Below are 24244 nucleotides of genomic sequence, written 5' to 3'. Positions count from 1 at the left end.
ATGCTTTATTATTGCTTCTTCGTGTTTAAGTTTCATTAAGTTGCTGGTATTAATAAAAACTTCTAGAAGTTTGGTGTTAGATTATTTAAAGTTGCGCGCGGGTCCAGAAGGACTGTTGCTTGCGCCAAGAAGAATCAAATGATTGGCAGCGAGATTATGTGGTTAATTGAGTTTTGTTTGGCAAGGCTAGTAGGGAGAGCTTGATAGGGAAGTTTGTACCCCCCCCCCGTCCCCCTTATTTTATCTGTTAATTTAGTGTGATTTGTTGCTCGCTAAATTGAATCAGCTGCTAGCTTGGTATTTCGTCGTATGCTCCCTTGTGGTAGTTCCACTGCATTAATAATTTTTAGTGCTATTAGTTTTCGTTATTTTTATCAAGATATTCTCAATGGAGATTTGAATGTTTAATCGGATAATTTATGTCGTGTTCTTCTGCTTGATAGCATTTTCAGGCGCTACTCAGGCGATCGAATTTAATACAAGTAAATACGATATTTACATGGGCGATATAAATTATGATGGCAAAAATGATTATTACTTTCATGCTAAACCGCAATTTGTACTAATTTATTCAGATATATCTATTCCACTTATTATTCCGCCTCAAAGTAGCTATAAATTAGCTACAACTAGCGAAAATGTGACTGTTTACCATACCGGAGGTGGAACGTCTACAGAGCTTCAGTGGGGCTTCTCTACCACCTTTGAGGAGGTGTCTCCAGCTTTAACTGAAGAGCAAATTGTAAACTTTGGTTTGGTACTGCTTAAAGCCGGTGACGGATATTTTGTTGCGGATTTCAATGGGGATAGCAAATCAGACCTGCTTTTACCTGGAGTAAGTGATTCAGGAGCATTACTGTATGACGGCGCAGACCCGACATCGCCGATGGTAGCCTACCCAACTGATTTATCTCGTTTAATTAAAAATGGTGGAGCAGATATCTCGCTCAAAGATGTTAATGGGGATGGTTATCTCGATATCATTGTGCCTAACGAAAACCCAGAATTTGCTGCAATAAGTATATTGGGTGGGGGGGCGTATACGAATATCGATTTTGTTCAAGATCCTCTTCCTGCTTATCCTTCATCCTTCTCTGGCTCTACGGGCGGTGAATTTCGTGTCTCAGAAACGGGGGCTGCGACTTATAACCTTCCCATTGCCTTGCCAAGCGGGGTCGCAGGTGTGCAGCCGAGTGTTTCACTTTCTTATTCTTCTCAAGGGGGTAACGGGATAGTAGGTTTGGGGTGGTCCTTGTCTGCTGGTTCCGGAATATCTCGGTGTGCAAGTACGTTATATCAAGATGGGATTGCTAAGCCAATTAAGCTCAATGAGGAGGATCGACTGTGCCTAGATGGCCAGCGACTTGTGCTTGTCGATGGTGAATATGGTGCAGCTAATTCCACATATAAAACAGAGATAGACAACTACGCAATTGAAATAAAAGCTGTCGGAGACGCAATAGGCAACCCCAATTATTTTACTGTAATAGCTAAAGATGGATCCCTAAAGCGCTACGGTTATACTGACGATTCAAAGGTTAAAGTAAGCGATAAAATTGTGTCTTGGTCTTTATCAGATGTACAAGACAATATCGGGAATGCAATTAACTACAACTACAGCTCGGATTTCAATAATCATCGTCTCACGAGTATTTCTTATGCTGGTGGCGAAGCGGAAGTAATATTCAATTATTCCGATAATCGTCCCGATCCTATTGTTAGTCACTTGCTCGGGCAGAAAATTACAACAACAAAGCGGTTGAAAGGAATTACAGTAAAGAATAGTGGAGACGTGTTGCGTAATTACTATCTAAGTTACCTAAAAGTTAAAACTGATAACACTCTAAGTCGAATGCAGAGGGTGCAGGAGTGTGCAGGTAGCGAAGCTAATTGTTTGCCAGCGCTGGAATTTGATTGGAAAACAAAAAGTAATTGGTTTAGTGAGGGTGATTTTCTAGAGAAAGAAATTGCTAGAGCGTCTAATAATTTGCTAATGGATCAAAAACAAGCAGATATAAATGGCGACGGTTGTGTAGATTTAGTTTACGGCTGGTTGGATTTAGATAATCAATTTGGCGATGAGAATGCAGAGCCTAGCTTTAGGACAGTAGTTATGCGCTCGCAACCAAGTGGCGCTGGATGTTCCATGTTCAGAAAAACAGATGTGATTACTTCAAAAAGGTATGAAGAAGGTGATACCGGGTATTCGATAGGCGTATTGGATTACAACGCGGACGGTCGTCAAGATGTTGCAATTCGATATAACGAAAACTCTGGATGGAAGCTTTATTTGTCTGTTCCACAAGAGGATGGAGGTTGGGTTGTAAGTGATCGGTATGAAAGTGCGGGTTTGCCTAGCACTATTTCAGGTACGTTTATTGACGTTAATGCTGATGGTTTAGTTGATTTAGTGGGTACATCCAGTATAGCGATCCGAGGCAAAAGCACTACCCGTAGTGATACTGATAACAATATATATACGAATAAATCGAGTATTGCAGTAGGTGTTAAGCCCATAGCCTATGGGGATTTCAATGGTGATGGTCAAGTGGATGTAGTTCGTTACTATAATTCTCAATATCCTAGAGAGCCAGACGACCCAAGAGATACTACAAATAGTGCTCAACGATTTAGCACTACAATCGCTGTAAGCGTTAAAACTGAATCTGGGTATGGCAGTTTTCATTCTTGGTCGGACTTGAAGGATTGTCGCAATAGCTTCTGTCTCAATGAAGAGCCAAATATTAAAAAGCATGTCTACACCGGTGATTTTAATGGTGATGGTTTAGCGGATATTATCTATACGTATAGTAATAGCTATAAACTGTATTTAAATAATGGTAGCGGGTTTGATTTGGGGTCTGAAGTGCCAATACAGCCTTCGTTTCTACCTAAGCGGGTATCTTTAAAGCCGAACAGCAACGGTACTGTTGGTAAGAATACAACTGAGTTGGGGGTCGCGCCAGAACGATTCCAAGTGGTTGATTTTAACCAAGATGGCTACTCGGATATTTTTTGGCAAGCTAGTACCGGGCTCTTTGTTGCTTATTGGCAGCCATCTACCGAAACATTTACTTCGCCTATAAAGCTTCCAATTACCACCTCAAATTACGACCTCTATATGGCTGTGGATGCGAATAGTGACGGCGGTGTAGATATCATCAAATCCAAAAATGCCTATAACACCGAAGCGGATGCAGTGCGCTCTATAGGGGTGATTTTTAATGCCAATTCAGGCGTAAAAAATCTGATTGTTGGAGTTGATAATAATTTCGGCTCGGTAACCTCAATTAATTACGAATCGATGAACAAAAGCCGTCATTATGATCGGTTAAAAGTTAAATCTCAGTTAGTAAATGAGCACACGCACCCGTGTTACAGTGATGACGGAACAGCTATGACAACCTGTACCTCGCGTGAGGTAAGTTTTTCTGAATTCTTTAGGTTGCTTAATAACCCCTTCGACTTAGAGCATACTGATCCTGAATACCTGAAACCTGTATACGATATGTATTCCGCGATGCCTATTGTTACATCTGTTGAAAGCTCCTCCCCAGTTGCAAGTAACCCAGATGCAACCAGTCAAGTGGATTATTTGTACTCGGAGGCCAAATTGCAGGGCGGTGGCAGAGGCTTTTTAGGTTTTAAAACGCTGAGCACAATTGATAAACAAACAGGTGTTTACACTACTACCGTTTATAATCAGCAGTTCCCGTTTATTGGGCGGCCTTTGCAAACAACCGTATATGCACCTGATGGTGAAATGCTAAGTTTCTCGGAAAATAATTACGAGGATAAATCTGTAAATGAAAATTACTTTCGGCCTCAGTTAGTCTCTAGCGTAGAAAAGGTTTACCCAAGCAGCACGGATATAGCAGAAGAAGAAAGTGGTGTCGGCGATGGCTTGTCGGTAGATACATCCTTACCACTTACAGTGGTAACTACAGATACTCAGTACGACGATTTTGGTAACGTTACCCGCACAGAAGTTATAACCGAAGGTAACTATCCAGATATCGTCAATGCAGGGCAAATCAAAACCGTCACTCAATCTAAGGTTACGATAAACACCTATGGTAATGGTGAAGGCATCACGCTGCATGGTGAATCTCTAAGTTATGCGCAGTTAGGCAGGCTAGCTGCGTCTCAATACACGGGTGTTCGCGATGGAATAACTACCGAGCGAGAAGTGAGTTTTACTTACTATACCAATGGTTTGTTGGATGAAGAGCAAATAATTTCCAGCGACCAATCTATAGCGCGTGTAACCAAGCACCATTACGACGCCTTCGGTAATAAAACCATAGTAGAAGTTACCGGCTGGGACGGTGAGAGCATTGTTACCCGCAAAAGTGAGAGTGTTTACGACGCTAACGGCCGCTACTTAGTATCAAGTAAAGACCACAACGGTAAAATTATTAGCGAGATACTCTCGCGTGATGCTTTCGGCCGCCCGACTAGCATCCAATCCGTCAGTGGTGCTGTATCTACAATAGGTTACGATTTACTAGGGAGAGAGGTAAGCAAAGAAGATAACACTGCACAAAACAGAGTTACCACGGAATACCTAAGCTGTAATCAGGTAAGCCCCGCCTGCCCTGCCCATGCTCAATATGCCATGCGCGTAAGTCAGCAACACGGCGCCACTTCTATCACCTATTTTGATAGGGTTGGCCGGCCAATGCGTAAAGCGGCGTTAGATTTTGAAAACCGCTGGGTATTTACCGATACCCAATACGACAATTTGGGCAGAGTTATCGCGGTTAGTGCGCCCTATTTTTCTACTAGTTATGCGCAATATTGGACGACCACTCGCTACGATATTTTGGGGCGGTCCCGTTCTATTACCGCACCGGCAGATAACGACGATGGTTTTGTAACAAGTAGTATTGCTTACAACGGTGCGTCCACCATTACTAGCAACCCTGCTGGCCAAACTAAGCGCGAAACTAAAAATAGCTTTGGTGAATTGATACAAGTAGAAGATAACACGCACGATACCAACAATAGTTATGCGTTTATTCGTTATGTGTATAACTCAGAAGGTAAGTTAACCGATACAAATGTACACACAGGCGAAGCCGCTAACGATGTGATAAATACCCATATCGACTACGACGATGCAGGTCGCAAAAAGGCCATGCAAGATGTTGATAAAGGTAATTGGACCTATACCTACAATGCATTTGGCGAGCTTGTTTCGCAAACCGATGGTAAAAACCAAAAAGTAGTTAACAGGTACGACCTGCTTGGGCGTATTGCATCGCGGACCGATTACCGCGATGCTAATGCGACCGATGTCGAACTGCATACTACCTATTATTACGATGGTAAAACAGATACCAATAGCGCCGTGTTAGATAACGCCTACGGCCAAGCAACGGCTGTAATACTTAGCACAAATGCAAGTCACACTACCTGTGCAAGCGCAACCGCAAAAACCTGTGAATATGCCGAGTTCGATTTTTACGGTAGGCCGTTTAAAAATACTAAGCACATAGACACAGACGATAACAATACAACACCTCTAGAGGTGTTTACTACCAGCCAAACATACGATGTGGCGGGCCGTGTAGATACTACCTACGATGCTATGCATAACCTCATTACGGATGGTGGCGTACCGGTAGCCAGTGGCGTTAAAAATAATTACACAACAACCGGCTTTTTAGAGTCCACTACAGATCTAACAACCAACCAAACCTTGTATCAAACCGTTAATACCAATGCTCGCGGTCAAGTTATTAAGGCCACCCTTGGGCAGGGTAACACCTACACGCGCGTGCTTAATTTTAGTCCCGCTACAGGCCGTCTCCAAAAGCAGGTTGCTTATTATGGTCACTGGTTTCCTAGTTATGGTGAGGAGCCAAGCAACAATACTACTCAACACATTAGTTACAAGTGGGACGACCTAGGTAACTTATTGTCGCGCCAGAACCAAAGTGCAATAAGTAATTCGCAAAACCGCAACCTGCAAGAAAGCTTTTGCTACGACAGTCTAAACCGTTTGGTTAAAACTAATATTGGCACAACCAGCGCTAGCAATTGTGCGGGGCTGGCCACCGAGCAGCAAGATGTTAGGTATAACAGCATTGGTAATATTACCTATAAAGAGGGCGTAGGCAGCTATACCTACCACACCGATCGACGTCATGCAGTTAAAACAGCGGGTGGTGCGACCTATTATTACGATAACAATGGTAACAACACCAGTGGTGATGGCCGTTCGCTAACCTATAGCACCTTCGATAAACCCCTAACCATCTCAAAAGGTAATCATACGTCTACCTTTGCCTACGGAGCAGATAGGGGGCGTTACTTGCAAATAGATAGTAACACCGCCGATGCAAGTAAAAACAAAACCACGGTGTACCTAGGTAATATCGAACGTATTAAACAAGGCGACACCTTTGAGTGGCGCCGCACCGTGGCGGGTGGCCAACAAACCGTCACCACAGATACCGCTAACGCCAAACTAGATGATTTGGTGCATCGCTTTATATTTAATGATCACTTAGGTTCGTTAGATGTTATAGCGCTAGCGGATGGAACTGTGGAGCAAAGTTTAAGCTTTAACCCGTGGGGTGAGCGGCGCAAAGAATCGGCCGGCCTTCCGGTATTAACGGTAACCGAGCTGTTTAACTACAACGATAGCATCACCAGTAAAGGCTACACAGGCCATGAAATGTTGGATGAGGTGGGCCTTATTCACATGAATGGGCGTATTTACGATGCCAAGTTAGCGAGGTTTTTACAGGCGGATCCGTTTGTGCAGGCGGCCACAGATACGGGGTCGTATAATCGTTATTCATATATAATGAATAACCCTCTGAACGGAGTGGATCCTACTGGGTTCAATTGGATTAGTGATGAATGGAGCAACGCTTGGAATGATGCTAAACCTTATGTTGGAACGATTGTTAGCTTGGTGCTTACTGCTTGGCAGCCATGGGGCGCTAAATTTTGGAGTATGGCGTCTTATGGTGCTATTGGAGGGGCGGCTGGCGCTGGGGCTACAGGGGGGGATGTTCTCAAAGGTGCTATTACAGCTGGGGTGAGTGCTGCTGCTTTCTATGCAGTGGGCAAGGTATTTAGTGATCTCGGAGCTGCTCATTTAGAGGATCCGTTTTACAGTCCATACGATGCTAATCTTGTTAAGTTTGGTGGTAACACTCTTACGCGTGGTCAAGTAGCTGCGCAAATTACAGCGCACGCTAGTGTCGGAGGGGTACTTGCGAAACTTCAGGGAGGGGAGTTTGGACATGGGTTTATATCGGCTGGCATAACCAAAGGAGTGACGGGGGCTTCACCCGGTGGTACGTTTATACAGCGGTTGGCGCTTTCAAGTGCAGTTGGTGGCACTGTTTCTAAGTTTACTGGGGGGAAGTTTGCTAATGGTGCTAAGACGGCTGCTTTTCAGTTTTTGTTTAATGAGTTTACAACCGCACAGATTAAGAAAATGTCAGATCAGGCACAAAGAAGGATAGCAAGAAAGGAGAGCGCTTACTGTAAGGGTTTGTGCCATGGTTATGATGGGAGTTACGATATAGAACATAATTTTTCTAGCGGAGCGCATGTGTCTGCAGCAACCATTAATATGCTCACTTCTGAGGGCGGAGGGATATACGGTTTTAATGGACAGAAGTTCTTGGAGAATGGAGAGGTCGTGGGAAAATACTATACGTTCACTGGGTCCGGGGATGGCATTGAGTATGGTGCTGGTATGGAGCTAGTGTTTGCTTTAGGCACAGGAGCGTGGAGTGGGGATTTTAACGCGGCTGCTTTTGGAGTTGGATATTTTTCGTTCTCTCTCTTTTGGTCTCCTTGGGAAGGTATGAAATCGTCGGGGGGGGAGGGGTGGATTGGAATAACCTTTGGCCCTTCTGTTGGTGCGACGCCAATATCTGCCTCATATCAGGAGACATTCTATGTCGAGCAGTAAAGCCCTTATGTTACGGGTTGTAATTCTACTGCTGCTTATAGTTTGGATGATAGCCTTAGTATTTATTGGTGGTAAGAATGAGGTATGCTCTCGTTCGGAGGGGTTTGAAATATTGCTGCACGGTTCTAGTTTGGCTGCTGGTATCTTGACGGGCGGATATGTTTTGTCATGTATTTATTTGTTTAAGAATAAATTCAATGTGATTCAGCTTCTTGCTCTTCCTGTGTCGTTGGTGTTAGTGGTGTATGCATCGAATAGGTATGCTGATTTTCAGATGGAAAGCGTAGAAATAAATGGAAAGGTTGAAGCTAAATACATTTCAAATAATCATGATTCACGTACTTTGATTGTGGATGGTGTCGTATATGAGTTTTTTCCTGCTCACTTATGGGAGAGTATTGCTGTCGGTAGTAAAATACGTAAAGAATATTGTGACCTTAATGTAAACGTAAATGGTAGAAGGTTAAGGTGGGAAAGGAATTAAATGGAATAATCAAGACAGGCACTAGTTAAAGAAATTTAATTAGTGCCTGTTTTTATTTTCGTTTGTTTTTTCTTTTGTTTGATTTTAAATGATGAATGTCCAATACCCTTGAATACAAGCTGTTTTATCAAATTTAAGGCGAGCGAAACTTAAGAGGGTATTGAAAAAAAGAAGTTGGAATTGTGTTTAAGCGAATAGAGCTTTCGCGTTAGCGATGCCAGGTGGCTTTTTATAGCCAAGTAACTCGGCAGCAATTCTAATTTTGCTTTCGCTGCCTGCAAAAGTAGATGTTTTTCTCTCGAATTGTGCAGTTAATGTAAGCCATTCGTTGGCCTCTATGCCTATCCGGTGTAAAATGGGCGGTAAGTTTTCGGCAATGGCTCCGCGTTTGGTTTTGCGTAAAATACGTCCGGTCCAATCGACTAAATTCAAATAGTCTTAAAGTTTAAAGGGCAAACCATCGGGCATAGGTTCGCGCGGGTTGCCTACAAAAGGGTAAAGGCAGTTTGGTTGGGCTTTATTCTTTTTTAGTTGTTCAGTACGAAGTTTTACAGAGGTGAAATCGGAATTTTCTGGCGTATCGGCCATTTTCGCACGGACGGGATTCAAGTCTACATAAGCCAAGCATGCAGCTAGGGCTTTCTCATCCAATAACGCTTGCGAACTAAAGCGCGATTCCCAAAAGCTTCCAGTGCAGCGGTCTTCGGCGTTTGCCTGCCGCGCAATAGGTTCGTTTAATGCCCGCATAAACCAACTAATACTAGAAAGTTGCTCGCGCCATTGTTCTAGCTTTTCGGTTACGGCGTCTAACTCAACTTTACTTAAAGGTAGGCCAGTAGCAAATTTTTGAGTAAGTAGCGTGCCTTTGTAAATAGCATGCCAGCGGTTAGCAATATCGGTAAGGGATAATTGCTCTGCTTTAGCCGTGTTGATGTGTAAAACAATGTGCAGATGGTTAGACATAACGGCGTAGGCGCAAATATCTATGCAGAATACTTGGCTAAGTAGGTGAATCCTTTCCTCTACCCATTGCCTTCGGTGCTCGTAGTTTGTGCCAGTTAAGTTGTCTATGCCACACAAAAACGCGCGGCGTACACAGCGAGATGTGCAATGGTAATAAGCTGTGGCGTCTAAACAAACCTGCATTTTACGGGGTTTAGGCATAGCGACCTCCTGTCAAGTGCATACAGTGTTTTATACAGTTGTTTGCGGTGGCTGTCAATGCGGGTTTGTAAAGTGTAAACAGTAGCTAGTTTGGTAAAAAGGTTATTTATCGAGTAGCTGAATTCCAATTAAATTATAGGTTAAGTTATGAAAAGTCAGTGGAATTACTTTGTTGCTATATTTTTTCTACTTCTCTCTACAGTAAGTTTCGCTACCTCGGGGCCATCTTACGTAACCGGTAAAATAGTGAACGTTACTAGCTTGTCTTCTGGATTGCTTATTCGGATAGGCGAATCCAGCTCAAACCCAGAAGTTCCACATAATTGTACTAGCGGTTATTTTTGGATGTTGGTTAAGCAAGAGCATACAACTATGACATCCCTAGTACTTACCTCGTGGGCTATGGGAAGAAGTGCAACCGTTTACACCTCACCAGCTGCTTCTGGTTATTGCCAGGTTACTCAGTTCGACCCCGCTGAAAGTTGATAGTAAAAAGGTGGAGTCACGAGCTAGAGTGAATTTTATTGTGATGTCAGTATTAGATGGTTATGTGGCGCAACGAATATAGTTAATAGTTGTCACCAATTGTCATATTGTGAATTTATAAAGGAATAGTGGAGGGTAATATACAGAAAGTTGTTTGCGGTGACTGTCAATGCGAGTGCTGATGCGGCTGCTCGGTTAGATATGGATAAGCTAGACTGGGCGTTGTAATAAAAATCATACATTGATTGGTGATGAGTGCATCACATATATGCACGGGCATGGGGCAGGCGTTTATGAGTGTATATGCAGCTGCAATATAAGAAAATATTTACGAGTAGGTTTTCTATGAAATTTATTATTACCATTATAATTTTACTAAGCGCGCAATCTGCTTTTTCGTATACACAAGATTCAGGTGAAATACATAAAGTGTTTATCGCTGCATCTGGTGGCATAGCATTTACGTTAAGTGGCGGCTTTCCTAAGGCGATAGAAGGAAATGAGTGCCCGGAAGGAAATGGTTGGGCGGGTACTAGCAGTGCAGACCCAGCGCTAAAGTCAGCAATCTTAGCCGCTAAGTTGGCCGGTGCGAATGTGACTGTAACCCTAGAAGGTTGTTTGGGTACTTGGTACAAAACTAAAGATATTTATATTAACTAACAAGGCGCTATTTAATTACTTAGAATGATTGATATTGTTAACTGAAGGGGGGCTGATTGTAGGTAACTCTGACTTCGTTGTCCTGCTTTAGGGGAAGGACGTTTTATGAAAATAATCGATAACCAATAATTAATTAGAATATGAGGGCTTTATGAGAAAGGTTTTAGCGGTATTAATATTTAGTTTATCCCTTAATGCATTTGGCTATGATGGTTGGTCTGGGGATCATAAGGTGCAGTCGATTCGTGTATATTCTCAAAACATGGTGCTAATTACAATGCCAGGCACCGAAAACCCCGGAGGGTGCGAAAGCACGGTATATTTGGTTCTTCAAAATCCGGATTCAGAGCAAGGTAAAAGAAAGTACTCAGCACTACTTACTGCATATACGACGGGCAAGAGTGTTCGATTAGCCTTAACTGGGTGTGATTCCGGCTGGCCCATAATTGATCAGGTATGGTTAAGGTAGATTCATGGAGTTAATTGTAAGTAAATAATCAAGTCATTAATTATTTTAGAGCAATTAAAATCGAGATTGAGCTATATGTGTACGTATACCAAAATTAAAAATGCATTGCTAGGTTTTCTAATTATTACGCTATCGAGTGCGATAAATGCAGAAACGTATACCGAGCCAGCAACTATAAAGGGGGTAACTCTGGGGGCCGGTTATGTTCGTGTAAGATTGCACCAGATGTTGGATGAAGGTGAGTTTAGTCCGTCAGAAGCAGAGTGTAATGCTAAAAGCTATTATGCCATCGATACTTCTAGCGAGAGCGGTCGTCTGTTTTATTCCACCATATTAAGTGCAAAGCTGACGGAGGCAAAAATATCGGTTCAGTTGCATGGCTGTTTTCAAAATGGTTCTAATTTCTACCCGAAAATAAACCACGTTTATTTTTGTGAAAACAAATTCTGCGGGTAGTTTGTGGGGTGTTTAATACATATATAAGTATGGTAGAGGGGGGAGTATGAAGCAGGTGTTTTTTTTGTTTTTAATGTTGTTTGGCAGTGTTGTGCATTCTGCAGAATTGGTCGAGCATAAAGCTAAAGTAACCCGTATATCTGGGCATTCCAATACATATACGTCTTATTCTGAAAGTGAAAGCGGTGTGTTCTTCATCTTTATGGCGGGACTTCCAAATGCCTGTGGTAACGGTATGGGGCGAATAGCTATTACACATAATCACCCTCTATTTTCTACAGTTGTTTCTGCTGCAATGCTAGCTAGAACTACAGGTGAACCTATGACTATTGTGTACTTGAATTCATGTACGGTAAGAAATAACTCTTGGGACTTTGGCTCATTTACTTTTTAAACCGGCAGGCATAATAAGAGGTGTTTGAGTGTTGATTATGTGTAAAAAATACCTTTTAGGGGCTCTATTTATAGCTTTTTGTTGCTCGGTTCATGCAGGGAAATATTGTACGGAAACCGTAACATCGCTCGTTACCCATAAAAACGGTAGTGTATATTTTAAAACCAATAAAACATGTACTAATGGCTGGTGTAAAGTCAATTGGGATAACTCCGACAGTTTAAATCGAGCGTACTCGTCAATGCTTGCAGCTAGAGTTGGCGGAAATGAGCTTACGTTTTATTGGCCTAATATATCTGACTGTACCGAAGAGAACGAAACTTATAGTAGCCCAGACTCGATTAGTTTATAAAACTAGCTAACAAACAGGTGGAAAGATGGTGAATTATCTTATAAGAAAAATGTTGTTTTGCTCGCTTTGCGTAGTGTTAGCTGCTTCCGCGCAAGCGGATACCGTTAAGGTTAAAGGGCAGGTGATGGATGTAATGATTTTTGCTAGTAACTATCAAAGCTATAGTTCGAGCGACGTAGGCTTAGCTAATATCTATATCGATTCGCCAGAAATGAAGTCGCCTTGCGAATCTGGTGCTACCAGTGGCCGCATAGCCATAAGCTCGGATCATCCACTGTTTGAGTCGGTTGTTTCAATGGCGTTTATAGCTAAGACTACCGGTAAAAAGGTAGAAATGTGGCATACCGGTACCTGCACACTGAGGTCCAGTTCGTGGGACTTCGCACTGATAAAGTTTGCAGAGTAATTTCTACGCTGCCAATAGCAGGTTAACAGTCGAGATAAACCCAGTTAATTCCTAAATTAATAATAGTGCTAGCTAAAGGATGTAGATATGAAAAATTTAGTATTGTTCGTAGTTGTTATGTTGTGTGGCTGCACCCAAATGCTGCCTGCCACCTCTAAACTAGAGGCCCCAGGTGTATATACAGTAAAGGCATTCGGTAACTCATTCGCAAATATCGACAAGCTAAAAGATAAAGTTGACAAAAAGGCTGCGAAGTTATGTGGTGAAAGCGGTTTTACTTATGTAGATGGTGGGTTGCAAGTTAAGCAAGAGAGAACCTATAACAATGGTGGAACCCAGTCTGGAAGCTATAAAGTATTTTCTAAAACTGTTAAGTGTGGTGAGGGTTAGTAATAAACATTTAGTGGGGCCAGAAACAACGAGAGATTTGGTTGATATTTGTGTGTTAAGTATGTCTCTATAGAAAAGCGTCATATGTTGAAATCGTTTTTGCTCGCTTCTGATTGTATAAAAGCTTGGCAATAAATGTGTTCTGTCTGGTTCAGTAGTGTGATCTAAATTAACTGGTTGTATTAAGTAATTACAATCGATGATTGGGGGTGATGAATGGTTTTGTTAAAGCCCGTTTTTACAGTAGTAATGTTACTCCTTAGTGTTGGTGCATCTTCCAGCTCCTATCAGGGAAAAGTAAAAAGCGTTTTTGCATACAGCGGTAAAGTTTTTATTACTGTTGGCGCAGGGAGTTTCGACAACTCAAATACATGCACTGGGCAAACGGCGGGGTTGACGTTATGGCTAGATCCTGCAAGTGAATACGATAAGGTTATGTTGAGTTTAGCGTTAACAGCTAAAGTGACCGATAAGTTGGTATGGGTTGCTGGTGGAAGCTGTAGCTCCGGGCCCTTTGGTCAAGCAGAAAGACTAAGCTCAATAGATCTTAAGGGCTAATACGTAAAATGAACACAATTAGGTCTGCATAGGTTATTTAAATGAAGTGTTTATTGGTTTTTATATTTACAATGGTTGCGGGCACAGTACATGCGTTGAGTTGTGAAGGAAAAATTATACGTGTGAATCAATGGAGTGACGGGCAAGATAATAAGGTAAATTTCAAATTGAAGAGCAGCGAAGGAAGTATGTGGGTGCAAACAAAAACAAAAGAGCAAGTCTCCATGGTGCTTTTGTCACTCGCATCGCAAAATCACGTTAAGGTTTATTGGTCGTGTGGTGCGCCAAATTCTTGCTCTGAAGCAACCTCGCAAAATTTGTGTGGCTATCTTGAAATAATAAATGAATGATTGATGGGTGAAAGGGATAACTAAGACAGGCACTAGTTATACGAAATACTTGGTGACGAAATGATCGAAGTGGTCGAGCAAATAGAAGAGATGGTGCCTTATTATATCGCCGAGGGAAGTGCAGTTTATCTTGCTCGCAAAATATCAGATAACGGCGAGGCGGAGATATATACAATCATGTTTAAACTTACCGATGGTCGTTGGACGTTGCATGAATTCTAATACAGTTAGGGGGGGGGAATTGTTGGGGCTTGTGTTTTATTTATTGTGTTGTTGATTCTCCCTAATCCCTGGGTGATTAGGTTTGAGCCAAAATCAGGTGCAATTCTTGATGCGAAAAATGGGAATCCTGTTGTTGGTGCCGATGTTACGGTTACTTGGTATCTTTCCTTAGGTTTACTTTATGAGTGTGTAGTGGGGACGATCGGGAAAGAGAAAGTAAAAACTGATTTGCTGGGTGAGTTCACCGCTCGATTGGATAAAGCTTGGTACCCCTTTCTTGCTGGGGGGGGACTTCCAATACGCCCAGTATAATTGTGGAGGCCAAGGGATATAGTGTTGGTGTATTCAAAAGCGAGTTTAGTGGTTATCCGTCAAAAAGGCGCATTTATGTTGATATTTTGGGGCGTGGGACTCTAGTTGAAACTAAAGAAAATATTTATCTTCGGCGTAATGATGCGCCTTAGTACGCCCGTTTTTCGTGTGTTATTTGTATGAGAGATTACTGTAGGGAGATCGTTTAAAGATAGATTAAGGTGTCAGGAGTTGTTGCTGTAGGTGAAGGCAGAGTGATGGTGCGTTGAGTCTAGCGAAATTTTTAATAACCTTTTGAAATTATAATGCAGCCAGTTTTAGCTTCGTCTTCCTCTCTAACTACTCCAGTTTTTCGGGGGTAAGATCACCCTCCCGAGTAGGAGGGTGGTTCACGAGTTAACTAAAAGTGGCGTTTGAATTACTAATAAGCACGAACTTTAACGTACTTACAATTGTTATTACTTGCTGAATTAAATGTAAGTTTGGTTCCTGTTAGGCTCTTAGACGAAACATAGTTGCTGCTTACATTTAAACTGCCAGTGCCGCCTACTGTTGTAACTGTGCCCCGGAAATCGCACGATGAGTTTGCATCGCTATCCCACACTTGTAGGGTTTTGCCCGAAAGGTTTTGGTTAAAGCGAACGCAGGCGCCACTTGTTAGGGTAACTTCGGTGCGAGTATTCCAAGGTATATCTATATAGCTGCTACAACTGCCACCACCTGAAGAGCTAGAAGATGAGCTCGAAGAAGAGCTAGACGTTGACGAGCTAGATGAGGAGCTTGAAGAGGAAGACCCCGAAGCTGCACTAATGTTTAAGTAGTTAAGGTTGGTGCGGCCATCGTAGAATTCCACGGTAATAACTGAGTTTGATGGAATATATACATTGGGGATGGTTTGCGTCTTCCAATTTTGCCAGCCGCCACCTTGGGTGCTTATTGTGTCGGCGAGGGTGTTGCCTACATATACCGATACGCGCTTGCCTGCATCAAGCGATGCGGTGCGAAGTGCAATATTGTAAGTATTATTTGCTGTGCCTATGTTGTAGGTAACTTTTTCGCCTGCTGCTGTCCAGCCAATATTACAAGTGCCTTCGCTTGCGTCTTGTACGTCTACATTTAGCCCTCTGTATGTACATTGTGAAACGCTGCCGCCACTATTGCCTGCAGTTGTTTCTACCGGTGCACTGTTATAGTTTTCGGCTTCAATGCGTGCGGGTAAATTTACTTTGCCAGCACCAGAGCTGGAATTAGAGCTAGATGAGCTTGAGGAGGAACTGGTTGAGCCGCCGGACGAGCTTGAAGAGCTGCCTCCCGGCGTGCCGTCGTTCCAGTTTTTGATAATGTTTTTTACGTACTTACCCGATGTGGTTAAGTCGGCGTTGCTCCAGTTGCCATTGGGGCTGGCTCCGGGGTTTAATGCAGAAGCGCCTTCTGATTTGTCGTTTAGCGCCCAGTTTGCGTGGCTTATGTGGTTGGTTTTAAAGAACGTCATCCACTTGTCTGTTTCGGTGGTGTTTACAGCGCCATCACCGTTTGCATTTACTGTTCCCCACTCTGTTGCGAAAAGCGCTATGCCGTTGTTAAGTGCGGTTTGCGCTTTGTCTCGTAAAGATTGTTTGTGGGTGCCTGCGTAAAAGTGCAATGTGTAGGCAATATTGGCGTAGCCGGTAATGGGGTCTTGCGATGCTACGTCTACATCTTGCGACCACGTTGGCGTACCAACAATAATTAAGTTGTCGGGGTCTATCGCGCGAATAGCTCTAATTACATCTTCGGCGTAGGGTTTAATTGTGTTGCTCCACGAAATTTGTAAAGGCTCGTTATAAATTTCGTAAATAACGTGTTTTTTATTGCCGTAGGTGCGCGCCATATCCTCAAAAAAAGCAATGGCTTCACTTTTGTGGTCTTCGGCGTGGTGGCTGTGCCAATCGATAATTACATACATGTCGTTGGCAATAGCAGCATCTACAACGGTTTTTACCTTTTGTTTGTTGCCTTCTTTGTCATCTAGGTAGCCGCCGTTATCTTCTACACCCATGGCCGCGCGCACTAGTGTTGCGCCCCAGTCTTGTTTTAACCAGTTAACAGTTTCGGCTGTGTAGTATTTCTCACCGCCCCAATAATTGTTGCTCCAAAACAAACTGTTACCGGCAAAGCTAGCCTCTTGGCCACCGCTGAGAATGCGGTTGCCATCTACGGTTAACGGCGCTACGTCGGCAAAAGTAGACGCTGCTAGCAAACATGCGGTGGTAAGTGATGAGGCGATTAGTCGCTGTAGGGTGGAAGACCTTGGTCGACACGCGCCTTGGTGTGATGATTTCATTCTTGTGAAAGTCATTTTTATTTCCTTTTATTAGTGGTGGCCATTGCATACCGTTGACTAGGTTTCCTCCGGCTTAGCAATGCGTTTTACTTCAACTTAATCACAATGATTTAGTTGAATTTTTAAACTCTTCGTTGTGTGTGGTTAGCGAAGGGTTTAAATTCTTGGGAGTTGTTGTTCCACAGTTAACCCGCTTTTAAGTAAAAGTGAATTGTGTCCTTGTGTGGAATACAGTTTGATAGAGGTTGTTTTATTGCGATAAAACGAGGGGCTGTTTTTCGCTAATTGTTATATTTTTAAAACTTTTAATTTAATCGGTAATTGCTGGTTTTATTAATTAATGTGGTTCGTTAAAAAGCGTTCACTTTGCGAGTAGCTACCACAAAGTGAACGTAATCCCGAGGAGGATAAATCAACAATCAATCATGCTTGGTTTTAACGGGTATAAATTAATACGAACGTACTTTTACATATTGGCAACTGGTTCCGCTGGCGGGTACAAAATTAAGCTTGGTGCCAGTTAAATTTGTTGTGGATACGTAGTTACTACTAACGCTAACACTGCCGGTGCCATCTGTAGATACAACGGTGCCACGGAAGTCGCACGAGCTATTGGTATCGCTATCCCATAGTTGCAAGGTTTTGCCAGCAAGATTTTGTGCTGTGCGTACACATACACCATTGCCCAGTGTGACCTCTGTTCGCTCATCCCAAGGAATGTCTACATAACTTGAGCATGCGCCGCCGCCGGAGGAGCTAGAGCTAGATGACGAGCTTGAAGACGAGCTTGACGATGAACTTGAGCTAGAGCTGGAGCTAGAAGAGGAGCTGCCGCCTGTTGTTATGTTTAAGTAATTAAAGTTGGTGCTGCCATCTAAAAACTTAACCGTTAAAACACTGTTAGATGGAATATAAACGTTAGAAAGCGTTTTGGTTTCCCATGCCTGCCAACCGCTGCCACTGGTTGTGACTGTGCCAGCGTGTGTATTGTTAACGTATAGTGCTAAGCGCTTACCGGAATAGTTGGAAGCGATTCGCAGAGCAACATTGTAGTTGGCGTTGGCGCTGCCAATGTTGTAAGTGACTTCTTCACCGGCTGTTGTCCAGCCAATATTGCAGCCGCTTTCTGTGGCGTTTTGCACATCTACATTTAGGCCTCGGTAGGTGCAGTTGGTTACGCTGCCGCTGTTTGCGTTGCCGCTTGTGCTTTCTACCGGTGCGCTATCGTAATTTTCTGCTTCAATTTTTGCGGGTAAATTTACGCCGCCAGAGCTGGAGCCTGAAGAGCTAGAGGATGAACTTGAAGACGAACTAGAAGAACTAGACGATGAGCTGGAAGACGAACCGGAGCTAGTGCTGTAGTTGCCCGGTGCAGGAATACCGCTAGGGATATTCGAATCGACACTTGCAGCGGACCAATGGCCGGCAATACGATCGCTGCGACCATCTAAACGTATGTTATCGCTAGAAACGTGGTTTACGCCTTCTGAAGCAAACAGTAAGTAATCGCTGCTACCGTCTAGGTCCACTTCGTTTGCAATAAACGTGTTGTTGTCGGCATCGCTGTGAGTTTCGAATGCGTTTTTAACTTTTGCTTCGCCGTTTCTGTAGGCTTTGTTGCCACGAATAACCGCGTCTTGGCCTTTAATGTCTACAAAGCTGTCTGCCGAGTTTGCACCAGAAATACCCGTTCCATCCATAATGTTGTATTCGAATATGGTGCCTTTGGTGCCTTCTTTTATGTCTATATGCTCTGCACGTACGTTTGGCCCAATGGTGTTGCCGCCGATTACGTTGTAATTACATGCCGCGCCGTACACATAGCCTTTGCCGTTATCGCTGCCAGGGTGCGAGCCAACGTAAAAGCCTTCGCCCGTGCCCGCGCTGGTAACGCCTGTGTTGTAAACCCAAGAGTTTTTAACAATGTTGTACGAGCTGTTATCGCGCAGGTGAATACCTTCTTGCCCTATGTTGTGTACAACCACGTTATCAATAATGGAGTGGTTAGAGTTATCTAACACAATGCCGCGCTTAGAGTTTGTTACAACAATATCTTTGATAATCCAGTAATCGCCGGTGATGTATAAACCAATTTTTTTATCTGGGGTTGCACCGGTTAGTACTTGTTTGTTCGAGGCCGACTGGCTGCGCAAAATAATGGGTTGGCTTGCGGTACCGTCTGCGGCGCCGTAGTAATGCGCATCGGAAAAGCCGCTAAGGGTGGATGTGGCCACACTTTCGTAACCGCCTGGGTGGAGGATAATTTCGTCGCCGGCTCGTGCAGCTTGAATGGCTGCTTGTAAATCTTCGCCGCTATATACGTGTAAGTCTGCAGCGTGCGTATGGAAAGAAATTGCACTTGCGAGCGCTGCTAATGGCAGTAAACGCTTGGTTGATAGGTTTCGCATGTGGGTGTCCAATTGTTATTTATTATTTGAGTGGTTAGGGATTGCCCGTAAAACATACCCTACAAGAATTGGTAAGGCAACCCTACCACAAGGCCGAAATGGAATAAGTTGACAGTTTGTGTGGTGGCTAGTGAAATAAGCCTAGAGCTGGTAAATGCGGTGAAATATAGATGTGGTGCGGGTTTCGAGGTGTTTTGTAGTTATTTTGATTGGCCGAGCTGGCGCCGAAAATTATTTTCAGAGAATTGAAAAATTGAGATCTAGTCGAAATTGAGAGTGGGGCGAGTAATAGCTTTTGATTATTGGTATGGTGGTAGGGCCAAAAATTAGTTGCTAGTGAGCTAGAGATTAAAGGCTAGAGATTTATAAGATTGAACTCCCCCCATCACAATGGTGAGGGGGGATACAAGCTAGTCATTAGTGACTAGTGATTCATAGCTAGTAGTTAGCGTTTAAACTACCAGCTACCAAATTGCAGGGTGTAGCTGCTAGGGGCTTGTTTTACATAAATGTAGTGTGCGCAGTTCATTGTTGCGGTGTCTACAGCAGTAAAGTCATTAAGTTTTTGTGCAATATCACTCATTACGTTGTTATTGCAGTCTAGTACGTCGTATCGAATGGTACCGTTGCCGCTCCAGGTGCCTAAACGAATATCGCCCCAGCCGTGATTGTATTTAACACACGCTCCTTGGTTAAGGTTAATGGAGGCGCCGTTGTTGGCAAGCGTAGAGTTACCGTCGTTACATGGGAAGTTACCGTTGTCTACGGGTGGTTCTACTGGCGGCTCAACGGGTGGTTCTACAGGTGGTTCGGTACCCGAGCTTTCGGTAATGTTTAAAAAGTTTAGGTTAGAGCCACTATCGTAAAACTCAACGGTAATTACCGAGTTTGATGGGATATACACGTTAGAAATGGTTTCGGTAGTCCATGCCTGCCAGCCGCCACCTTGTGTGGTTACGGTATCTGCTAGGCTGTTGTTTACATGCACAGAGATACGTTTGCCCGCATCCATAGAGGCTACGCGCAATGCAATATCGTAAGTGCCATCGGCATTGCCAATGTTGTAAGTTACTTTTTCGCCTGCCGCAGTCCAGCCAATATTACAAGCACCTTCAGTAGAGTTTTCTACATCTACGCCCATACCTTTATACGAACAATTGGTGGGTGAGCCGCTATTACCTGCAGTGGTTTCTACCGGTGCGCTATCGTAGTTTTCTGCTTCAATGCGCGCGGGTAAATTGGTACCGCCAGAACTACTAGATGAAGAGCTGCTAGATGATGAGCTACTAGACGAGGAGCTGCTTGAAGAAGAACTGGTGCTGCTAGATGAGCTGCTGCTCGGTGAGCCGTCGTTCCATGTTTTAATTAAGTTTTTAACATAGGTACCAGAGGCGGTTAAGTCGGAATTGCTCCAGCCGCCGTTTGCGTTAGAGCCAGGCTTTAATGCAGAAGAGCCTTCGGCTTTATCGTTTAAGGCCCAGTTGGCATGGCTTATATGATTCGCTTTAAAAAACTGCATCCAACGATCAGTTTCGGCTGCGTCTACACCGCCGTCACCGTTGGCATTTACTGTACCCCATTCGGTAGCAAACAAAGCAATACCATTATTTAATGCGGTTTGTGCTTTATCGCGTAGGGATTGTTTGTGGGTGCCCGCATAAAAGTGAATAGTGTAGGCAATGTTGCTGTACTGCGTGATGGGGTCGCGCGAGGCTACGTCTACATCCTGCGACCAAGTAGGCGTGCCCACAATAATAAGGTTATCTGGGTCGATTGCGCGAATTGCGCCAATTACCGCTTCTGCGTAAGGCTTGATGGTGCCGCTCCAAGAAACCTGTAATGGCTCGTTATAAATTTCGTATATAACGTTGTTGTTGTTACCGTAGGTGCGAGCCATATCTTGGAAAAAGCTAATGGCTTGGTTTTGGTAGTCTTCGGCGTGGTGGCTGTGCCAATCGATAATTACATACATATCGTTAGCGATGGCTGCATCTACAACGGTTGTTACTTTCGCTTTGTTTCCTGCTGGGTCTTCTAAGTAGCCGCCGTTTTCATCGACACCCATTGCGGCGCGAACTAAATTACTGCCCCAGTCTTGCTTTAGCCATTCAACGGTACCGGCCGTGTAATACTTCTCACCGCCCCAGCCATTGTTAGACCAAAATAAGCTATTACCGGCAAAACTGGCTTGCTGGCCACCGCTAAGAATTTTATTGCCGTCTACGGTTAGCGGGGCTACATCGGCAAATGCAGAAGCTGATAGTAGCCCTAAACCTGCGAGCGATGCCGCCAACATATTTTTAAAGGCGCTACTGCGTGCCCTCGATTGATTTGTGGTTGCTGATTTCATAATTAAGATCTCTATTATTGTCTTTGTACACTGCAGTCTCGTTGACTAGCGTTTCCTCCGATGAATGCAGTGCGTCTTACTTTTCTCAACCTAGCTTTGGTTGAGGTTTTTGAACGACGCGAGTTATGGCTGCGCGTCATTCAAATCCGAGAAATCCATTTGGGTACTGATTTGGGTATTGGTAAATCAATTTATATCTAAAATCAACTTATCGCTTTAATGTAGAGCTACATATAAAGAAGAAACGCTTAAGTTTGTAAATGTGATTTTTGGCAGCGCTTTTGTAGCTAAAAATTGTTTGAAAATACGAAAACGGTAATGGTAGTTATTATTTTTAATACCAGTGGGCGCTTAAACGCACCGAGAGAAGCACCAATATAAACCATATACATCAACAAAAGGTGAAATGAATTTGCTGTAAAACGCGCTTGTTAGGTGTGAGTGAATATGGTTGCGTAATCGTCATACATAAAGGAAATCTATGTATGCAGTAATGAGTGTTAACACGAAAATAAAATGGTTTTTATGAGTATTGATATGCAGTGCAATCTAGTGCGGCTAGATGTGAACCGCATCAAGTTATTGCTAAGTTTAAGCTCGATTTATCGCGTGTAGCGTAAAGCATTTTCTTTGTTCTTTTAACGCGTATATAACGGCCCAAGGGGGCGCTAGCTGGTTTAAAGCCGCTAGCGCGTGGCGCAAAGTTCATCTAAGCTGGTTGCAGCGTAAAAGCCTTCTATAATTAACGTTAAATAATCGCTATATAACTAACGAGTCTTTATGCCCGCCCCAAATACTGCCAGTAAATTATGGTTGCGCTTACAGTGCCAGATGATAAATGGCGTGGCGCAAGGGGTATTGGTGCAAGCAGATAGCGCTGGTAAACCCTTAATGGTGGCTAAATGGCCGCAGGAACTGACTCTGGCCGAGCCAATGGCCGATGTAACCAAGCGCGTATTTGCAAAGCAGGCTATGCAAATGCTGCGCGACACCGACGGCACTATTTTGCTTGGGCACCCGCTAGAAATAAACAAAGTGTTTTGGGGCGTGGTTGTAGTGCGCATGAGCCACAGGGATGCAACCGCTGTTACCGCGGCCATAAAGCTGCTTAAGTGGGGTGAAACTTGGCTGCAGTACACGTTGTACAAGCAAGATGTACCTAATCTAGAACCTGTAATTGCTATTTTAAATAAAGTAGCCGACGAGCCTTCATTAGCAGAAGCCGCTATTTCGTTGGTTAACTATGTGGCCAGTTTTGTAGCCGCCGAACGTGTGTGCCTAGGCTTGGTCTCCCAACAGGGGGTTGCGCTACAAGCTGTCTCTTTTTCTGCCCATTTCGACCGTCGAACGCCTGTGATGCTGGGTATTGCGGCTGCCATGGAAGAGTGCGTGGCGGCGAATCAAAATATATTTATAGATACAACGAGTGAATTAGAACAGGCTGCTTCGGCGTGTCCTGCACATTATAGGCTTATACAAAGCAACTCCCAGCGAGCATTGCGTTCTGTACTGCTAAAAAATGGCGAACGCGTCGTTGCGGTAATGTTGATAGAGCACAGTGCTAGCCAAGCTCTAGGGGAAGGGCCTGTTGCATCGCTTATGGCAATTGCCCCGCTTATAGCGCAAGCAATCGATTTTAAAATTGCCGCAGCAAAAGGTGTGTCTAAACAATTAGCCGAGCGCGCACGCGGCAGGTTAGCGAAGTGGATTGGGCCGGGGAGCTGGCTGGCAAAAACACTTGTCGTTAGCGCACTTATGTTTGTGGTTGTTATGTTGCTCCCCGGGCAATACCGCGTAACGGGTGAAGCTGTGTTACAGGGTACGCAGAAGCATTTGGTTGTAGCTAGCCAAGACGGCTATTTAGCCAAAGTGAATGTTCGGCCCGGCGATCAAGTACTTGTAGACGATGTGCTGGCGCAATTAGATGACGACGACCTGCGCTTACAGCGTCGAAAATTAATTAGCGAATTACAACAGCACCGCCACACCTACAACAATGCGCTGGCCAATTCTGAGCGTGCGCAAGCGACCATTGCCAGCGCCTTGGTTGATCAAGCCACTATTCAACTAGAATTAATTGAGCAGCAATTAAAGCGCACACTTTTGCGTTCACCCATAGAAGGTGTAGTGGTATCGGAAGATGTTAGTCAGTCGGTGGGTGCGCCAGTATCACAGGGTGAGCGACTTTTTGAAATAGTCGCCAACCAGCAATACCGCGTGTTGTTGTATATAGATGAGCGCGATATTGCTTACATAAAAAAACAACAGCGCGGCCACGTAGTATTAACCAGCTTGCCGGGTGAAGTATTTGAATTTGATGTGTTAAAAATTACCCCCCTTAACGAAGTGCGGGAAGGGCGAAATTATTTTAGGGTAGAGGCGCAGTTGCTCGCGGCACCAGCCACTCTTAGACCTGGTATGACCGGTAACGGCAAAATTGCCGTGGGCGAATTTAAACGCGGGTGGATTTGGTTTCACAATGCCGTTGATTGGTTTCGCGTTAGGTTTTGGTGGTAAT

At 43.9% G+C, this 24244-nt stretch carries 15 protein-coding genes and 1 pseudogene; 12 read left to right on the top strand and 4 right to left on the bottom strand.

What is annotated here, in order from left to right:
* Positions 1-400: 400 nt before the first annotated feature.
* The gene (locus tag SDE_RS17000; protein ID WP_011469720.1) at positions 401-7942 is read left to right on the top strand and encodes a SpvB/TcaC N-terminal domain-containing protein; all 7542 of its coding nucleotides are present in this window, start codon (positions 401-403) and stop codon (positions 7940-7942) included.
* Entirely contained in the window at positions 7929-8426 is a 498-nt protein-coding gene (locus SDE_RS16995; protein ID WP_041324833.1) for a hypothetical protein, read from the top strand. Before SDE_RS17000 ends, SDE_RS16995 begins: the two co-directional genes overlap by 14 nt.
* Positions 8427-8612: 186 nt before the next feature.
* Here the strand turns inward: SDE_RS16995 and SDE_RS16990 are convergent.
* Positions 8613-9590: pseudogene (locus tag SDE_RS16990) on the bottom strand (transposase).
* A 147-nt stretch (positions 9591-9737) separates the two neighbouring features.
* Between SDE_RS16990 and SDE_RS22095 the strand changes: the two are divergent.
* The 9 genes from SDE_RS22095 (at position 9738) to SDE_RS22900 (ending at position 14333) form a co-directional block, all read left to right on the top strand.
* On the top strand, positions 9738-10076 hold the full coding sequence (locus SDE_RS22095) for a hypothetical protein (RefSeq protein WP_011469719.1): 339 nt from the start codon (positions 9738-9740) through the stop codon (positions 10074-10076).
* Between the two features lie 345 nt (positions 10077-10421).
* Entirely contained in the window at positions 10422-10736 is a 315-nt protein-coding gene (locus tag SDE_RS16985; protein ID WP_011469718.1) for a hypothetical protein, read from the top strand.
* Positions 10737-11280: 544 nt separating this feature from the next.
* Positions 11281-11661, top strand: a complete 381-nt coding sequence (locus SDE_RS16975) for a hypothetical protein (protein ID WP_041324829.1) — start codon at positions 11281-11283, stop codon at positions 11659-11661.
* A gap of 46 nt (positions 11662-11707) precedes the next feature.
* Positions 11708-12055, top strand: a complete 348-nt coding sequence (locus SDE_RS16970; RefSeq protein ID WP_011469716.1) for a hypothetical protein — start codon at positions 11708-11710, stop codon at positions 12053-12055.
* A gap of 377 nt (positions 12056-12432) precedes the next feature.
* On the top strand, positions 12433-12813 hold the full coding sequence (locus tag SDE_RS16965) for a hypothetical protein (protein WP_011469715.1): 381 nt from the start codon (positions 12433-12435) through the stop codon (positions 12811-12813).
* 87 nt (positions 12814-12900) lie between these two features.
* A complete protein-coding gene (locus SDE_RS16960) occupies positions 12901-13203 on the top strand; it encodes a hypothetical protein (RefSeq protein ID WP_011469714.1) in 303 nt (100 codons plus the stop codon).
* Between the two features lie 216 nt (positions 13204-13419).
* Positions 13420-13761 carry a hypothetical protein gene (locus SDE_RS16955; protein ID WP_011469713.1) on the top strand — a complete coding sequence of 114 codons (342 nt, stop codon included), beginning with the start codon at positions 13420-13422 and terminating at the stop codon, positions 13759-13761.
* A 41-nt stretch (positions 13762-13802) separates the two neighbouring features.
* Positions 13803-14111, top strand: a complete 309-nt coding sequence (locus tag SDE_RS16950; protein ID WP_041324828.1) for a hypothetical protein — start codon at positions 13803-13805, stop codon at positions 14109-14111.
* A gap of 60 nt (positions 14112-14171) precedes the next feature.
* On the top strand, positions 14172-14333 hold the full coding sequence (locus tag SDE_RS22900) for a hypothetical protein (protein ID WP_158303891.1): 162 nt from the start codon (positions 14172-14174) through the stop codon (positions 14331-14333).
* A 733-nt stretch (positions 14334-15066) separates the two neighbouring features.
* Here SDE_RS22900 and SDE_RS16940 read toward each other — a convergent pair.
* The 3 genes from SDE_RS16940 to SDE_RS21555 form a co-directional block, all read right to left on the bottom strand.
* Entirely contained in the window at positions 15067-16983 is a 1917-nt protein-coding gene (locus SDE_RS16940; RefSeq protein WP_011469712.1) for a cellulase family glycosylhydrolase, read from the bottom strand.
* A gap of 434 nt (positions 16984-17417) precedes the next feature.
* Positions 17418-19376 (bottom strand): carbohydrate-binding domain-containing protein, encoded by a 1959-nt coding sequence (locus SDE_RS16935; protein ID WP_011469711.1) that lies wholly within the window; start codon positions 19374-19376, stop codon positions 17418-17420.
* A 457-nt stretch (positions 19377-19833) separates the two neighbouring features.
* A complete protein-coding gene (locus tag SDE_RS21555; protein ID WP_011469710.1) occupies positions 19834-21726 on the bottom strand; it encodes a cellulase family glycosylhydrolase in 1893 nt (630 codons plus the stop codon).
* Positions 21727-22506: 780 nt separating this feature from the next.
* Here SDE_RS21555 and SDE_RS21550 point away from each other — a divergent pair.
* On the top strand, positions 22507-24243 hold the full coding sequence (locus SDE_RS21550; RefSeq protein ID WP_011469709.1) for an efflux RND transporter periplasmic adaptor subunit: 1737 nt from the start codon (positions 22507-22509) through the stop codon (positions 24241-24243).
* The last annotated feature ends 1 nt before the right edge of the window (position 24244 follow it).

Source organism: Saccharophagus degradans 2-40 (assembly GCF_000013665.1).
GTDB lineage: Bacteria > Pseudomonadota > Gammaproteobacteria > Pseudomonadales > Cellvibrionaceae > Saccharophagus > Saccharophagus degradans.
The sequence above is the reverse complement of the archived record's forward strand: the minus strand, read 5'-3'. Positions and strand labels throughout refer to the sequence as shown.

Coding starts and splice junctions, on each gene's coding strand:
- SDE_RS17000 (WP_011469720.1), top strand. CDS start 401: ATGTTTAATCGGATAATTTATGTCGTGTTCTTCTGCTTGATAGCATTT.
- SDE_RS16995 (WP_041324833.1), top strand. CDS start 7,929: ATGTCGAGCAGTAAAGCCCTTATGTTACGGGTTGTAATTCTACTGCTG.
- SDE_RS22095 (WP_011469719.1), top strand. CDS start 9,738: ATGAAAAGTCAGTGGAATTACTTTGTTGCTATATTTTTTCTACTTCTC.
- SDE_RS16985 (WP_011469718.1), top strand. CDS start 10,422: ATGAAATTTATTATTACCATTATAATTTTACTAAGCGCGCAATCTGCT.
- SDE_RS16975 (WP_041324829.1), top strand. CDS start 11,281: ATGTGTACGTATACCAAAATTAAAAATGCATTGCTAGGTTTTCTAATT.
- SDE_RS16970 (WP_011469716.1), top strand. CDS start 11,708: ATGAAGCAGGTGTTTTTTTTGTTTTTAATGTTGTTTGGCAGTGTTGTG.
- SDE_RS16965 (WP_011469715.1), top strand. CDS start 12,433: ATGGTGAATTATCTTATAAGAAAAATGTTGTTTTGCTCGCTTTGCGTA.
- SDE_RS16960 (WP_011469714.1), top strand. CDS start 12,901: ATGAAAAATTTAGTATTGTTCGTAGTTGTTATGTTGTGTGGCTGCACC.
- SDE_RS16955 (WP_011469713.1), top strand. CDS start 13,420: ATGGTTTTGTTAAAGCCCGTTTTTACAGTAGTAATGTTACTCCTTAGT.
- SDE_RS16950 (WP_041324828.1), top strand. CDS start 13,803: ATGAAGTGTTTATTGGTTTTTATATTTACAATGGTTGCGGGCACAGTA.
- SDE_RS22900 (WP_158303891.1), top strand. CDS start 14,172: ATGATCGAAGTGGTCGAGCAAATAGAAGAGATGGTGCCTTATTATATC.
- SDE_RS16940 (WP_011469712.1), bottom strand. CDS start 16,983: ATGACTTTCACAAGAATGAAATCATCACACCAAGGCGCGTGTCGACCA.
- SDE_RS16935 (WP_011469711.1), bottom strand. CDS start 19,376: ATGCGAAACCTATCAACCAAGCGTTTACTGCCATTAGCAGCGCTCGCA.
- SDE_RS21555 (WP_011469710.1), bottom strand. CDS start 21,726: ATGAAATCAGCAACCACAAATCAATCGAGGGCACGCAGTAGCGCCTTT.
- SDE_RS21550 (WP_011469709.1), top strand. CDS start 22,507: ATGCCCGCCCCAAATACTGCCAGTAAATTATGGTTGCGCTTACAGTGC.